The following is a 13,523-nucleotide window of genomic DNA, read 5'->3' as shown; positions in this document are numbered from 1 at the left end:
TAAAATTTTGTCTTATTTTAATAACTTCATGAAGTCCTCAACAGGATCGTTGGGAACCATTTGCGCTGTCAGCTTGACTCCTTTTTCGTGCAGCTTGTGAAAGGCTTCAACATCTGCATCTACCACGTTGATAGAGCGGGTAATGGAGCGAGTTTCATCTGACTGAGACATATTGCCGACATTCAGCGTTTCCAGCGGAACACCAGCTTCGACCAACCGCAAGAAGCGGTCTGGCTTGCGAGCGACAATCAAGAGTCGCTGTGAATCATACTTGCCGGCCAAGATATTTTCTGCTGCCTTAGCGATTGGCAAGACACTTAGTTTCACACCAGCTGGCGTTGCGAGCTTGAGTCCGCTCTTTTCGATAGCATTTTCAGCTACCTCATCGTCAATCACCATAATGCGTGAAATGTTGAGCTTGGTAGTCCAAAGATTGGCTACCTGTCCATGGATCAAACGTCCATCGATACGTGCACCTACTATTGTCATAGATTTTCCCCCTTTATTGTTTTAAATGTAGGTTTGTTAACTAAGTGAATAGTTTCGCTGTATACCCCTTCTGTCTCAAAGATAATGATGCGATTGTCGCCTTCTCTGAGCAGGCTGTGTGGGATATAGAGCGATAAGGTCGGTCCGACATTCCAGAAGCGGCCAATGCTGACACCGTTGACAAAGACGACGCCCTTGCCAAAGTCGGACAGATCCAGGTAAGCATCTTTAAGCGCTTTCATTTTAAAGTCAAAAGCGTAGAAAGCTGGTTGCTTTTCCTGCCACCCTTTTGAAAAGTCGATCTTTTCTGGATGGTCCAGCGGCAATGGATAATGCTGCCAGTCAAGCAGGAAGTGCAGGTCCTTGCAGACACCGGTACGGATGCCTTTTTGCTGGGTATCTGCCAAGAGCTTGTGGCCATAATTGACCCGGCCCATATTCTCCATCAGAATGTCAAGCTGGTGCTCTGACTTTTTCTGGCCGTCCACCATGATATCCTGACCGATTTCTGTCTGGTACTGGGTTGCAATGTGCTGACCGTCCACATAGAGCTGCATACGGTCGCGGCCGTCAATGACACGGAGCCTTTCCTGATCAGCATCCCAACTAGCCCAAGTCCGATAGAGCAGGTAGCCGACATTTTGCCCCAGCTCTTCCATCTTCATCGGATAGAGACTTTCGATAGGCTGAGCCAAGTCAGGCAATGTCTCAAAGAGACTGACTTTCTGACTGAGCGGGATATTCCTGAGTTCAAAAGACTCTTTCACCAGCGGCTCCATCTGCGGATACTCTGGATAATGCTCTTTCAGCATCCTCTGAACTGCATAGTACTTATCCGTCGGATTGCCTCGCTCATCGAGTAGAGCATCATAGTCATAGGAAGTTACCTGTGGCAGGTCAATAACACCTCTGGCCGAACAGCCATTCATAAAGCCAAAGTTGGTACCACCATGAAACATATAGAGATTGATTGAACCCTGCTGGAGCACTTCGTGAACAGCTTGAGCCAGTTCGTCTGGATCTCGCTTGATGACAGGCTCTTTCCAGCGATTGAACCAGCCATCCCAGAACTCCATACACATGAGCGGCCACTTTTTGCCATGCTCGTCAAAGAATTCCTGCATCTGGGCAAAATTGTAATCTGCCTTGGAGCCGAAATTTCCTGTCACAAAGACATCATCGTCAATCAATGTACCGGCTTTCAGTGTGGCTCGCCAAGGTCCGTCTGAAGTAAAGAGCGGACAGGTTACACCTCGTTCTTCCATGAGCTGTCTGATTGCTCTCAGGTAGGCCTTGTCTTCCCCATAAGAACCGTACTCATTTTCCACCTGCATCATGAGGATGTTTCCCCCATTGTCCAGCAGCCTTGGAGTCAGTCGCGGCAGCAGCTCGTCATAATAGCTGGCTACAGCCTGCAGAAAGGCCTCATCTGATGAGCGGATGCGCATGTTCTCATTGAGCAGCCAGGCCGGCAGACCACCGAACTCCCACTCCGCGCAGATAAAAGGCGAAGGGCGGATAATGGCATAAAGTCCCAAATCCTGAGCTGTCTGTAAAAATGCTTCAATATCTAAAATCCCTTGGAAGTTAAAGACACCTTTTTGGGGTTCGTGCATATTCCAGGGAAGATAGGTTTCCACTGTGTTAAAGCCCAGAGCTTTGAGATTATAAAGGGAATGGTACCAATCCTCAGGCTGTACCCGAAAATAGTGAATGGCTCCCGATAAAATCTTAAACTCCCGATCATCCAAACAGAAGGAATGACCAATTTTGAATCTTGCCATCTGATGTTCCCTTCAGTTTAAAACCGCTTTCATCTCTTATTAACATTAATATAATAAATTTTTGCATAAATGTCAACATTTTTTTTTAAAATATGTTAAAATCTTAAGTAAGAAAAGTAAAAAAAGAGAGGTGAACAAAATGGCTATTCCAAAATACCAACAAATCAAAGATGAGCTCAAGCAGCAAATCATTTCTGGCAAATTTGAAAATGGCGATAAGTTTTACACAGAGGCTGAGCTGATTCAGATGTTTAATGTCAGCTCCATTACCGTTGTCCGCGCTTTGAATGAACTGGCCAACGATGGTTACATCATCCGCCAGCAAGGCAAGGGAACCTTCGTTTCACGTGCAAGAAAGCACAAGCTGGTGGAATTTTCTGACGTTGAGACCTTCCCTATCCAAAAAGATAAGGTGACTGTTCTCTCCATCAAGCGTGGGAATGACCTGAAAATCTTGGATAAGCTAGAACTAGCACCAACGCAGTTCTACTATAAGATCGACCGGATCAGACGGACTGGCGATAAAATCTATATCTATCACCAAACCTATATCCCTGAGCAGTACATCAATCCTAACTATCCAGATATGGACTACTACAGCTCTATCTACAACCGCTTCAAAACTGACTACCACATTCACATGAATGATGAGCATTTTGAAGAGACCAATGAAATTGTCTTCCCAACACCAAAAGATGTTGCGAAAGTACTGGAAGTTGATACCAACTTCCCGACCGTTCATCAGGTGAAGATTACCCAACTGGAAAGCACTGGGCAGATCTTAGAATACAGCGAAACTTACAAACGCGGTGACTTCTTCAAGATCAAGTTCATTTCCTGCAATCGGGACCACTAAGATTGAAAACGATGGCTTCTAATCGGCTGTCGTTTTTTGTTTCATCTTGTGTATTTATATCTATAATAAGTCTATCTATACCAATTTGCAATCCATTCTAAGAACTTTTGTTCATTAAAAAGTGAATTCTGTCAAAAAGTAAGCACAGTTTATTGTTTTGTTCTATTTTTCAATTATTCTAAAGAAGAAAAAATAAGAAACACTGGCTGTTTCCCTGAAAATTGGTACAATGATAAAGCAAAAAACTGGGACTGAATCCCAGTTTTTTGATATAAAATGTTCCTTATTTTGCAAATGAAGTCGTTTATTAAGTCTCTAGAAAATCAGCTATTTCTTTATTTCTAATTCACGGACCTGAAGCAAAACGTTAGGTAAATCTGCCCCAGCCTGAAGAAGGGCAGCTGCCGTATAAGCACCCTCTACCAAGGGAACATTGTTGATGATGATTTCCTTGTCAGAAAAGTCTGCGACCATTTCTAGATTCATCCGAGCCGAGCCCAGATCGAAAAAGGCCAAAATAATGTCCTTGTCATTGGCATCTAAAGCTGCCTGAATCCCTTCAAAGCTGGTCCCGATGCTGCCGTCTTCTAGCCCGCCTACATAGCTGATGGCCACATCTGCCGCTACCTGCGAAATGAGGTCAAACAAACCTTGGGCCAGGTTTTTGGAATGAGAAATGATAAGAATACCAGTATCTGCCATCAGTCTGCCTCCGTTTCTAGAAGAGCCTCAAAGAGGAGACCGGATGAAGCAGAACCGGGATCGAGATGACCAATAGAGCGCTCCCCGACATAGGAAGCCCGCCCCTTAGTCGCTTTCAGATCTTTGGTCGCTTCCACTAGGGATCCAATCTTTTCATGCGTCAAGTCTCCAGACTGCAGAGAAACAGGAATCCCCGACCAAACATCCACCATGGTTTTCTCACCGGGCACAGCCTTGCCCCGCTTCTGAATCATGTCCAGCCCAGCTTGGATGACTTCTGACAAGTCTTTGCCGTCTTTTTCAGCCTTGGCCATGCCCATGAAGGCCGAGCCATAAAGAGGGCCTGAAGCACCGCCGACCTTGCTAATCAGCTGCATGGAAACAGCCTGAAAAACCTCGGCCGCACTAGCAAAGTCTTTAGCAGCTAAACTCTCTACCGCTGCTGCCATCCCTCTGGCCATATTGGCACCGTGATCGCCATCACCGATGGGTGTATCAAGGTCAGATAGATAGGCCTTTTGCTCCTGAATTTTCTCATTGAACAACTGCATCCATTTTTTTGCTCTTGCTGCGTCCATAAGCACCTCCTTACCAAGCGGCTGTCGTGACTGGGCTACTGAGAGCCTCCAGCCATTCTGGCTGATCCAGCTCGATAAAGGTCAGAGAAATCCCTGCCATGTCAATAGAAGTCATGTAATTACCCAGCTTTTTATAGACAACTTCGACTCCAGCATCTGCCAGGAGATTTGCTACATCGGCCGCAAAGACATACTGCTCCATGAGCGGTGTTGCACCCATACCATTGATGAGGATGCCGATTTTCTTGCCAGATTTGAGCTCAACAGACTGACTTAGCTTTTCGACTAATTCTTTAGCTAAGTCCTTAGACGGCTGCATCTTTTCCTTGCGATAGCCTGGCTCACCATGGATGCCAATGCCGAACTCTATCTCATCATCAGCCAAAACAAAACCAGGCTTGCCGACTTCCGGAACGGTTGCCCCACTCAGAGCCAAGCCGACTGTGTGAATATGTTTGACTAGCTCATCAGCCAGAGCCTTGATTTCAGTCAGAGATTTGCCTGCACGCGCCACATCCCCTAGAATCTTATGGACAAGAATCGTACCAGCCACTCCGCGGCGACCTTGAGTATAGAGGCTGTCTTCTACTGCGATATCGTCATCTACGACGACACTAGCCACCTCAATCCCTTCCATCTCAGCCATTTCCTGAGCCATTTCAAAGTTCATGATGTCACCGGAGTAATTCTTGATTACCATGAAGACCCCAGCTCCCTCATCTGCTTCCTTGATAGCCTGCAAGACCTGGTCAGGTGTTGGTGAAGTAAAGACCGCACCGCAGATAGCAGCCGACAGCATACCCTCTCCGACAAAGCCAGCATGGGAAGGCTCATGACCACTGCCACCGCCAGAAATCAGGCCAACCTTGCCTGTCTTCTCACTCTTGCGGGCAATGATATCAAAGCCCTCCACCCGATAAACCAAATCGCTGTGAATATAGGCTAAGCCGTCCAGCATTTCGTCCACAACTGCTGTTGGATCGTTGATAATTTTCTTCATAGGTGTCCTCCGTTTCTCAGCGCTTCTTTATAATTGAGCAATTTCCCCTAAAAAGAAAGCGCTATCATTTTAATGTTATTTTAACATTTTATCTTACCGAAAGCAAATTCTGCCACATCTTAGACTAGAAGAAAGCATCAAATTAGTTGACAAGAGAAAGTAGACAGCGTATACTAAAGATAGATAAGTAGACAGTGTATACTTTTGGAGGACATACATGAAACGCAATACTGCCCAGCTGAAAGAACAACTCATCCAAACAGGGATTGACGAAATCGGAAAACACGGAATTGAACAGCTTTCGCTCAGGACTGTTGCCAAGGCCTGCGGTGTAACTCACAGCAGCCCTTACCGCCATTTTGAGAGCAAGGAAGGCTACCTTAAGGTAGTTTTGACCCAGCTTTCGCTGTTTCTCAATCAGGAAATCAATGAAAATATTGATGCGACAGGTTCTGCGCGTGATCAGCTGACCCGGCTTGGACTTAATTTCATTATTTTTGCTAAGACCTATCCTCATTTTTTCGAAGCTCTCTTTATCAAATTTCCTTTTAAATATATGAAGGTGACTCAGGACACCATTCTCTTGGAGTCTGACTTGCCTGGATTTGATAAATTTAAGGAGCTTGTTTTAAAGCTTCGCGAGGAGGAAAATTTTAGCAATAGCGAAGCGGAAAGCCTTTTTCACTTTTGGAGCTTTATCACAGGCCTAGCCGTTCTAGCCAACAGTCCTATCGGGCAAGACCTTGATCCTCAAGCCATCCAAAGCACAATCGAGCACATGCTTGACATTTATATCAAAGGAGAACGATCATGAAAACCTTGATTATTTACACCCACCCCAGCCCAACTGGCTTCAATGCTGCTATTCTCAAAGAAGTTCAAAGCAACCTTTCTAAAAAGCACGAGGTGAAAACCTTGGACTTGTATGCTGAAAATTTTGATCCGATTTTGCGCTTTGACCAAGAACATAGACGCCGTGACCTGCACAAAGACCCTGAAATGGCAAAATACCGCGATTTGATTACTTGGGCAGACCACCTGATTTTCATTTTCCCTATCTGGTGGAGCGGCATGCCGGCCATTCTCAAAGGCTTTATCGACCGCGTCTTTGTGGCTGACTTTGCTTACTCTTATAAAAAAGTTGGCCTCCAAGGCCACCTGCAAGGCAAGTCCGGCTGGATTATCGTCAGCCATAATACACCAGGTTTTGCCCTGCCTTTTGTCCAAGACTACGGCAAGGTACTTAAAAATCAAGTCCTGAAACTTTGTGGTATTTCTCCCGTCAAACTGACAGAGCTCAACGGAGTAGAACGCAAAACAGACCAACAACGCCAAGAAATGCTCAAGAAAGTCGGGCAACTAGCCAGTCAAATTTAAGATAAAGAAAACGGGAATGGGAAAGAACTTCAAACAAGTAAAAAAAGTTCGTCTTCCCACCCCCGCACAGTTGATTAGGTCATCTTTGGAGCTTAAAAAGCGAAGGAAGATGCCAATCAACCACTGCGCCATCTATTTTTCCTAATTTAGATTCAAAAGCCTGGACTTTTTGCCCAGGCTCGTTTTTATGTTTAATCCAGCCCCACGCGCTTGAAGATTTCATCCACGCGCTTGGTATAGTAAACTGGGTTGAAGATTTCATCAATCTCTTCCTGAGTCAGGCGGGAAGTGACTTCTGGATCCGCTTCGAGCAGAGGCTTGAAGTCCACTTGATTGTCCCAAGACTGGGCAGTCTTTGGCTGCACCAAGTCATAAGCCTGCTCCCGTGTCATGCCCTTTTCAATCAAGGTCAACATAGCCCGCTGGCTGAAGATAAGACCAAAGGTCGAGTTCATGTTCCGCTTCATGTTTTCTGGAAAGACGGTCAAGTTCTTGACGATATTACCAAAGCGGTTGAGCATGTAGTCGATGAGAATGGTCGTGTCTGGTGCGATAATCCGCTCAGCTGATGAGTGGGAAATGTCGCGCTCATGCCAGAGAGAGACATTCTCAAAGGCTGTTACCATGTGGCCACGAATGACACGCGCCAGACCAGTCATATTTTCAGAACCGATTGGATTGCGTTTGTGGGGCATAGCAGATGAACCCTTTTGCCCCTTAGCAAAGAATTCTTCCACTTCGCGTTGCTCAGATTTTTGCAGACCACGGATTTCCGTCGCCATGCGCTCAATAGATGTCGCAATCAAGGCTAGAGCTGAGAAGTATTCAGCGTGGAGGTCACGTGGCAGGACTTGAGTCGAAATCTCCTGCGGACGGATGCCTAATTTCTCACAGACATAGCTTTCCACAAATGGCGGAATGTTGGCGAAGTTCCCAACCGCACCAGAGATTTTCCCGGCTTCCACACCCGCAGCCGCAATCTCGAAACGCTCGATATTGCGCTTCATTTCGCTGTACCAAGTCGCGAGCTTAAGTCCGAAAGTCGTCGGCTCCGCATGCACCCCATGGGTCCGTCCCATCATGATGGTGAACTTGTGCTCCCGCGCCCGCTCTGCAATGATGTCAGTGAAGCGACGCAGATCCTCACGAATAATGTCATTGGCCTGCTTGTAGAGGTAGCCGTAGGCAGTATCTACCACATCAGTTGAGGTCAGGCCATAGTGCACCCACTTGCGCTCTTCACCAAGTGTCTCAGAAACTGCCCGCGTGAAAGCCACTACATCGTGGCGCGTCTCCTGCTCAATCTCCAAAATGCGGTCAATGTCAAAGCCAGCCTTCTCACGAATCAAGGCCACATCTTCCTTGGGAATCTCACCCAGCTCAGCCCAAGCCTCGTCAGCCAGAATTTCAACCTCCAGCCAAGCCTTGTACTTATTTTCCTCAGTCCAAATGTTCGCCATTTCAGGGCGAGAGTAACGTTCAATCATTGTTTGTTTGCTCCTTAAAAATTAAATCAATTTCTTCAATTTTGTACCAATAAATTCAACGAATTTAGAAGGATATTTTATCCACCACGTTTGTTCAACATATTTCTCTAACTGCTGTTCCTCAGATATAATTATTGCTTCAAAATCACTATTTGCCATTATCTTGCTCTCATATTCATCACCACCATAAAAAATACAGTCTCTGAGAGAATCATATTTCACATCGTCTGATGACTTAATATGTGAATAAATATCTTCAGCTTTTGACTTACCTAACTTTATTTTAAGAGTAATAATGATTGTTCCAATAGAATAAGAAGTGAGTAATAAAAATCTTAAAGTAGATAAATCAGAAGTAAAAGAATTCAAATCATGAGCTATAGACATCTCTCGAAATCTATTCATCAAATCAATAATATATGGATTTGCCTTAATGAACGAAAGGACATCTGGGGTTAAACCTTGTTTATTCAATAAATCTAACGTTATAGGATTACTATAAAACTCTTTCTGAATTGCTTCCACCATATAGTACTTAAAGAAATACTCCAAAAATAAAGGAACTAGCAATGTGGTTAGCACTCCAAACAACCAAGTACTACTAGTTATTTTTCTTAATGAGTGCAAGGGTAATAAAAGTGTCAAAAAAATATATGAAATTAATATCGAGACTATAAAGATTATAATCGAATTTATGCTTGAATATGAACCAACATAATCAACAGTGATAAGAACAACTAACCATGGCAAAATATAATAATACATTCCGGTTACATAATTTCGAACTGACAATATTATACCAATAAAAGCAATAATCATTGCTCCATATATAATAATACCAAATAATCCTGTTGCTAACGGATAGTTAATCAAAGAGGTTACAGCTGAAATAATCATAATCAACACTATAAAACCAATATTAGAAAATGCATAAATAGCACTACCTAATTCACGACGTTTCTTTAAATCCGTTTTATAACCTTTTTCGGTAACATAAAAATACTTTCTTTTTCGAATATCTTTTAAAAGATTATATTTATTTTTTAACCAAACAACTAATTTTGATTTCCAAGAGAATACTAATCCCCCCAAGATACACAGCGCTATCAATTTATAGAAAACATTCTCATTTACAAACAATATAGCTGCTAAATAGCCAAAAATAATCGAAATTAATTTCTTTGTTTCCTCTTTCAATATGATGTCTCCTATTCAAACTCTTCTTTTCCAATAAACACAGATGGATAGTGATCTAGTATGTTCAAATCAGTATCCAATGGCAAATCATAGATAGCCAGATAATTGTTTGGATATTGAATCTTTAATTCCTGATATTTGGCTTTTACTTTTTCATGGTCGGCACTGGCAAAGAGCACTTCCACAACAGCTCCAGTCTTGCCTTCTTCCACAAAAGCATTGACGATGATTTGAATCATAGAAACCTCCTATATCATAATTCAACATCTAATTTTAAAATATCTCCCTTTTCTCCATAATGGAGAAGCCGCAGATATTCTCCCCAAACTCTGGACTTGCCAATTTCTGTACTCATCCAGCTATCCCGACCAATCTCAACATCCTTGTAAAAGGCATTGAAGGTATATGGGATATAGCGAAGATGCTCCGGTAAGTGCTGAGCCAAGGTCCGCCATTGCCTACCAGTCGCGTGGCTTTTGCAAATGAACATAACGGTCTCAACAGTGTTAAAATCAAAAATTTCTTTGGCAAACAGTACGTTTTCTAAAGTATTGCTAGAGGAGTTTTCAGATTTAATCGCTTCTTCAGGAATGCCCGCAGCCAGCAGATGCTGGATAATAACCTCTGCCTCTGTATGTCCATTCCAATCTGGATGAGGCGTTCCTGTCAAACTTCGACCGCCGGTCACAATAATTCGTCTTACATAGCTTTTTTGATAAGCCTCAATAGCTTTTTCCCAGTGGCCTGGGTGAGTCCCACTGAAAACAAATAAAACATCACACGGCTGAGGTTCGATTATTTCCCCAAAAACACTCTTAGTCAAAAAAGAGATTTCTTTATCAGATAACTCTTTCGGAACTTCTGGACTTTTCGGGATAATTGGTTTCATCTATAACATTTCCTCCGCAGAGTTTTCTTAAAAATCAATTCCTTCTAGCGGTAGTTGACCGACTTCTCTTGCTGACTTTATCAGCTACGACAAGCCTAGTCAACCTTGCAGGGGTAAGATGACGGACCTTATAACTGGAATCCTGTCTTACTCCCCAAATTCAACCACGCTATCCGGCGCATCACTAAATAAAGTCACATGCCCCATCTTGCGATTGTGCTTCGCTTCTATTTTACCATACAGGTGGAGGTGGGCGCTTGGATTTTCTGTGATATATTTTTCAGCGGCCTCGACGTGCTGGCCGAGAACATTGAGCATGACGGCTGGCGCATGCAGTTTGATGGCTGGCAATGGTGCTCCGAGAACACCGAGAATATGGGTGTCAAACTGCGAGAAGTCGCAGGCTTCGATAGAGTAGTGCCCAGAGTTGTGTGGCCGTGGCGCAATTTCATTGACAATGATGTCATCAGCCGTCGCAAACATTTCCACGCAGAGCGTTCCAGACAAGTTAAGCTGTTCTGCGATTCGCACTGCCATTGCTTTTGCCTTGTCAGCTAAGCTTGCTGGAATGCGGGCTGGCACAGTGGTCTTAGACAGGATGTTGTTACGGTGGATATTTTCCTGAACTGGGAAAACCGTCACGTCCTTGCCATTTCCTGATACAATGACAGAAATTTCAAGGTCAAAGTTGACAAACTCTTCCAAGACGCAGTCTGCCGAATCAGCCAGCGCATAGGCTGCTTCTAAATCTTCTGCTGAACGAATAACCTTTTGTCCATGCCCGTCATAGCCACCAGTCGCAGTCTTAAGGACATAGTTTTTTGACAGGTCTATATCCGCCAAGTCTTGGCTAGAAGCCACGACCTTGTAGGGTGCCACGGTGACTTGGGCCTTATTTACGAGAAAGTCCTTTTCAAAAATCCGATTTTGAGAAATGCGGAGCAAGTTCGTTCCTTGAGGGAGTTGTCCCTCCTTGATAACGGCATCCAAACCGTCGGCATCAACATTTTCAAACTCATAGGTGAGGACATCGCAACGCTCCGCCAGCTGACGGAGAGCGTCCACATCGTTATAAGGTGCCACGATGATTTCTGCCACACGAGAGGCAGGGCAATCTGTAGCAGGATCTAGCGCGATAACCTTATGCCCCATGTAGATAGCAGAAATGGCCATCATCTGCCCCAGCTGACCGCCACCGATAATTCCGATTGTTTTAGATGAGCTCATTGCTAGACTCCTCAGCGATTTTTCCTTGTTCTTCAGCAAAATCCGCTAGCGCTGCTGCTAGGTCTTGGTCTTCAATGGCCAAGATCCGAAGGGCAGTCAGGGCAGCGTTGGTCGCTCCTGCTTCCCCAATAGCCATAGTTGCAACAGGTACACCGCCTGGCATCTGCACAATAGAATAAAGTGAGTCCAGACCGCTGAGAGCACGAGATTTGACTGGTACACCGATGACAGGCAGAGTGGTCTTAGCTGCTACCATTCCTGGCAAATGGGCTGCACCGCCAGCACCAGCGATGATGACCTTGATGCCATGGCTGCGAGCTTCTTCTGCATGCTGAAACATGAGGTCAGGCGTGCGGTGGGCAGAGACGACCTTTTTTTCGTAGGTTACACCGAAGCGATCTAGGACTTGGGCTGTTTTTTGCATGGTAGCCCAGTCAGATTTGGAGCCCATGATGATGGAAATAATTGGTTTCATATTAAGATACAAAGGGACGTTTCGCTTGCGAAAAATCCCGTAGAAAAATAGGAAAACTAACGACGACGTTACGTCTAGGCAGTTTTATCATTTTTCCTAGGGATTTAGTCCCGTGTTCAATTCCTTTCATTTTTATGTTATAGCATTTTTTGTTATTTGCGAAAATCCCTTAGAAAAGAATAAGTAAACTAAGGGAATGTTCCTTTACCCTTTGAATAAATGGAATCTTTTACTCAAATATTTTTTAGGGTGGCTGCTTCCACACTGTAATCTTTAACAGTATTATTGACCAGTTTTGTGACACTTTTAGGATTTATCAATAATCGGATTGTAATAGTGGCAAGAGGGATAAAACTTAGGAAATCTTTCCAAACTGGAGTTAAAACCTCCTCGCTGTCACTTTTAAAAAGCCACTGCCCTATTGTCTGCAATATCTTTTTTCTGCTCTTGGTTCTTTCTGCAGTGCCGATAAGCAAAGCCATCAGGCTATGCGTCCCTACCCCTGCTTGCCCAACACTAACATCAGATTTGGAATAGCAGCCATTGGCTAACTCTATCATGATTTTTGGGAAGTTAACTCCTGCTTTGTAGGCATTAGCAGGTTCAACCATTCTAGGATTGCATTCTATGTAATAAAAATGACCGTCGGTACGTATAAAATCTAAAGTTAAAGCACCATGCCATTGTAAAAATTGACCTAATTTTTCGACATGCTCTCTCGTTTTCTCAGATTCTATACTTAATCTAGCAGCAGCTGAACCACCGGCACCAGAACCCACTTTAACACTAGAATGAACTGCAAGTAACTGACCATGATGAAATACTGCTTGAACCTGACCATAATCTCCGACTATGTCTTGCTGAACCATCCATTTTTCATCATTGGCTAATAAAACGTCCGCAGCTCTCGCCAAATCTTCCTTACTTGTGATTTTATAAACCAAACGACCGGCAGTACCATAGTCTGCCTTTAGCCAATAAGGATAAGGAAGAGAAACAGATTCTAAATTTTCCACACGCTCCCATTTAGGAATTGGCAGATTTAACTGATCCGAAATTTCAGCAAACGCAATCTTCCCAGCCAGCTTTTCAATTTGTTCTTTATCAGCAAGCGCTACTGGCAAACGAGTTGGTAAAAAATTTCCCCCATTTGCCAATAACCAGCCTTCCTCATGTGTCGGCAAAATAGCTGCATAATTTTTTTGATGAAGCAGCTGATTAACTTGTTTCAAGTAATCTAAAGGAAAACGATTTATATCAACTGTCGGAATTCTATGAGTGAGTCGACTGAATGTTGCAATAGAAAACTTATCAGGAGACAGGACATCAACTTTGTAGCTCTCTTTTAGCAATACTGTTAGAGTCTCTCTTGAAGTTAAGCTAGAACCTTCTAAAAATAGCAGTCTGTTTTTCATTTTTCAAACACCAGAATTCTATATTCAAGCCTCACGGCTCAAAGTTT

The 13,523-nt window shown here is 43.8% G+C and carries 15 protein-coding genes and 1 pseudogene; 3 read left to right on the top strand and 13 right to left on the bottom strand.

Annotation, left to right across the window (positions count from 1 at the left end; all coding sequences use genetic code 11):
* Nucleotides 1-12: 12 nt before the first annotated feature.
* A complete protein-coding gene (locus FFV08_00375) occupies nucleotides 13-489 on the bottom strand; it encodes a PTS system mannose/fructose/N-acetylgalactosamine-transporter subunit IIB (GenBank protein QLB51272.1) in 477 nt (158 codons plus the stop codon).
* A complete protein-coding gene (locus FFV08_00370) occupies nucleotides 486-2,273 on the bottom strand; it encodes a beta-galactosidase (GenBank protein QLB51271.1) in 1,788 nt (595 codons plus the stop codon). Before FFV08_00370 ends, FFV08_00375 begins: the two co-directional genes overlap by 4 nt.
* A 139-nt stretch (nucleotides 2,274-2,412) precedes the next feature.
* On the opposite strand from FFV08_00370, the gene FFV08_00365 reads away from it, so the two are divergent.
* Nucleotides 2,413-3,129, top strand: coding sequence for a GntR family transcriptional regulator (locus FFV08_00365; protein ID QLB51270.1), 717 nt, complete (start codon nucleotides 2,413-2,415; stop codon nucleotides 3,127-3,129).
* 327 nt (nucleotides 3,130-3,456) lie between these two features.
* Here FFV08_00365 and dhaM read toward each other — a convergent pair whose 3' ends face one another.
* From dhaM to dhaK, 3 genes are read right to left on the bottom strand one after another with little or no spacing between them, the layout of a single operon-like run.
* Nucleotides 3,457-3,831 carry a PTS-dependent dihydroxyacetone kinase phosphotransferase subunit DhaM gene (gene dhaM / locus FFV08_00360; protein QLB51269.1) on the bottom strand — a complete coding sequence of 125 codons (375 nt, stop codon included), beginning with the start codon at nucleotides 3,829-3,831 and terminating at the stop codon, nucleotides 3,457-3,459.
* A complete protein-coding gene (gene dhaL, locus FFV08_00355) occupies nucleotides 3,831-4,409 on the bottom strand; it encodes a dihydroxyacetone kinase subunit L (GenBank protein ID QLB51268.1) in 579 nt (192 codons plus the stop codon). Before dhaL ends, dhaM begins: the two co-directional genes overlap by 1 nt.
* Nucleotides 4,410-4,419: 10 nt before the next feature.
* Nucleotides 4,420-5,409: a dihydroxyacetone kinase subunit DhaK gene (dhaK, locus tag FFV08_00350; protein ID QLB51267.1), complete on the bottom strand. Its 990-nt coding sequence runs from the start codon at nucleotides 5,407-5,409 to the stop codon at nucleotides 4,420-4,422.
* A 217-nt stretch (nucleotides 5,410-5,626) separates the two neighbouring features.
* On the opposite strand from dhaK, the gene FFV08_00345 reads away from it, so the two are divergent.
* Both FFV08_00345 and FFV08_00340 read left to right on the top strand, forming a co-directional pair.
* The gene (locus tag FFV08_00345; protein ID QLB51266.1) at nucleotides 5,627-6,223 is read left to right on the top strand and encodes a TetR/AcrR family transcriptional regulator; all 597 of its coding nucleotides are present in this window, start codon (nucleotides 5,627-5,629) and stop codon (nucleotides 6,221-6,223) included.
* Nucleotides 6,220-6,786, top strand: coding sequence for an NAD(P)H-dependent oxidoreductase (locus FFV08_00340; GenBank protein QLB51265.1), 567 nt, complete (start codon nucleotides 6,220-6,222; stop codon nucleotides 6,784-6,786). The genes FFV08_00345 and FFV08_00340 overlap by 4 nt, the downstream gene beginning before the upstream one ends.
* Here FFV08_00340 and FFV08_00335 read toward each other — a convergent pair.
* The 8 genes and pseudogenes from FFV08_00335 to FFV08_00300 all read right to left on the bottom strand — a co-directional run bounded on the left by FFV08_00335 (nucleotide 6,769) and on the right by FFV08_00300 (nucleotide 13,476).
* A pseudogene (locus tag FFV08_00335) lies at nucleotides 6,769-6,971 on the bottom strand (hypothetical protein). The gene FFV08_00340 and the pseudogene FFV08_00335 sit on opposite strands and share 18 nt — an antisense overlap.
* A gap of 6 nt (nucleotides 6,972-6,977) precedes the next feature.
* Complete coding sequence (purB, locus tag FFV08_00330) at nucleotides 6,978-8,273, bottom strand: adenylosuccinate lyase (protein ID QLB51264.1); 1,296 nt, start codon at nucleotides 8,271-8,273, stop codon at nucleotides 6,978-6,980.
* Between the two features lie 21 nt (nucleotides 8,274-8,294).
* The gene (locus FFV08_00325; GenBank protein ID QLB51263.1) at nucleotides 8,295-9,470 is read right to left on the bottom strand and encodes a hypothetical protein; all 1,176 of its coding nucleotides are present in this window, start codon (nucleotides 9,468-9,470) and stop codon (nucleotides 8,295-8,297) included.
* An 11-nt stretch (nucleotides 9,471-9,481) separates the two neighbouring features.
* Entirely contained in the window at nucleotides 9,482-9,709 is a 228-nt protein-coding gene (locus FFV08_00320) for a phosphoribosylaminoimidazole carboxylase (protein ID QLB51262.1), read from the bottom strand.
* 14 nt (nucleotides 9,710-9,723) lie between these two features.
* A complete protein-coding gene (locus FFV08_00315; GenBank protein ID QLB51261.1) occupies nucleotides 9,724-10,359 on the bottom strand; it encodes a YdcF family protein in 636 nt (211 codons plus the stop codon).
* Between the two features lie 147 nt (nucleotides 10,360-10,506).
* Nucleotides 10,507-11,586: a 5-(carboxyamino)imidazole ribonucleotide synthase gene (gene purK, locus FFV08_00310; protein ID QLB51260.1), complete on the bottom strand. Its 1,080-nt coding sequence runs from the start codon at nucleotides 11,584-11,586 to the stop codon at nucleotides 10,507-10,509.
* On the bottom strand, nucleotides 11,573-12,061 hold the full coding sequence (purE, locus tag FFV08_00305) for a 5-(carboxyamino)imidazole ribonucleotide mutase (protein ID QLB51259.1): 489 nt from the start codon (nucleotides 12,059-12,061) through the stop codon (nucleotides 11,573-11,575). Before purE ends, purK begins: the two co-directional genes overlap by 14 nt.
* Before the next feature lie 233 nt (nucleotides 12,062-12,294).
* On the bottom strand, nucleotides 12,295-13,476 hold the full coding sequence (locus FFV08_00300; protein ID QLB51258.1) for an ATP-grasp domain-containing protein: 1,182 nt from the start codon (nucleotides 13,474-13,476) through the stop codon (nucleotides 12,295-12,297).
* Nucleotides 13,477-13,523 lie beyond the last annotated feature (47 nt).

The organism is Streptococcus sanguinis, from assembly GCA_013378335.1.
Classification (GTDB): domain Bacteria; phylum Bacillota; class Bacilli; order Lactobacillales; family Streptococcaceae; genus Streptococcus; species Streptococcus sanguinis_I.
Note: the sequence above shows the minus strand (reverse complement) of the source record. Positions and strands in the feature narration are given on the sequence as shown.

What these genes read in the sequence shown, in the direction of transcription:
- FFV08_00375 (QLB51272.1), bottom strand. Translation starts at nt 489, where the DNA reads ATGACAATAGTAGGTGCACGTATCGATGGACGTTTGATCCATGGACAG.
- FFV08_00370 (QLB51271.1), bottom strand. Translation starts at nt 2,273, where the DNA reads ATGGCAAGATTCAAAATTGGTCATTCCTTCTGTTTGGATGATCGGGAG.
- FFV08_00365 (QLB51270.1), top strand. Translation starts at nt 2,413, where the DNA reads ATGGCTATTCCAAAATACCAACAAATCAAAGATGAGCTCAAGCAGCAA.
- dhaM (QLB51269.1), bottom strand. Translation starts at nt 3,831, where the DNA reads ATGGCAGATACTGGTATTCTTATCATTTCTCATTCCAAAAACCTGGCC.
- dhaL (QLB51268.1), bottom strand. Translation starts at nt 4,409, where the DNA reads ATGGACGCAGCAAGAGCAAAAAAATGGATGCAGTTGTTCAATGAGAAA.
- dhaK (QLB51267.1), bottom strand. Translation starts at nt 5,409, where the DNA reads ATGAAGAAAATTATCAACGATCCAACAGCAGTTGTGGACGAAATGCTG.
- FFV08_00345 (QLB51266.1), top strand. Translation starts at nt 5,627, where the DNA reads ATGAAACGCAATACTGCCCAGCTGAAAGAACAACTCATCCAAACAGGG.
- FFV08_00340 (QLB51265.1), top strand. Translation starts at nt 6,220, where the DNA reads ATGAAAACCTTGATTATTTACACCCACCCCAGCCCAACTGGCTTCAAT.
- purB (QLB51264.1), bottom strand. Translation starts at nt 8,273, where the DNA reads ATGATTGAACGTTACTCTCGCCCTGAAATGGCGAACATTTGGACTGAG.
- FFV08_00320 (QLB51262.1), bottom strand. Translation starts at nt 9,709, where the DNA reads ATGATTCAAATCATCGTCAATGCTTTTGTGGAAGAAGGCAAGACTGGA.
- FFV08_00315 (QLB51261.1), bottom strand. Translation starts at nt 10,359, where the DNA reads ATGAAACCAATTATCCCGAAAAGTCCAGAAGTTCCGAAAGAGTTATCT.
- purK (QLB51260.1), bottom strand. Translation starts at nt 11,586, where the DNA reads ATGAGCTCATCTAAAACAATCGGAATTATCGGTGGCGGTCAGCTGGGG.
- purE (QLB51259.1), bottom strand. Translation starts at nt 12,061, where the DNA reads ATGAAACCAATTATTTCCATCATCATGGGCTCCAAATCTGACTGGGCT.
- FFV08_00300 (QLB51258.1), bottom strand. Translation starts at nt 13,476, where the DNA reads ATGAAAAACAGACTGCTATTTTTAGAAGGTTCTAGCTTAACTTCAAGA.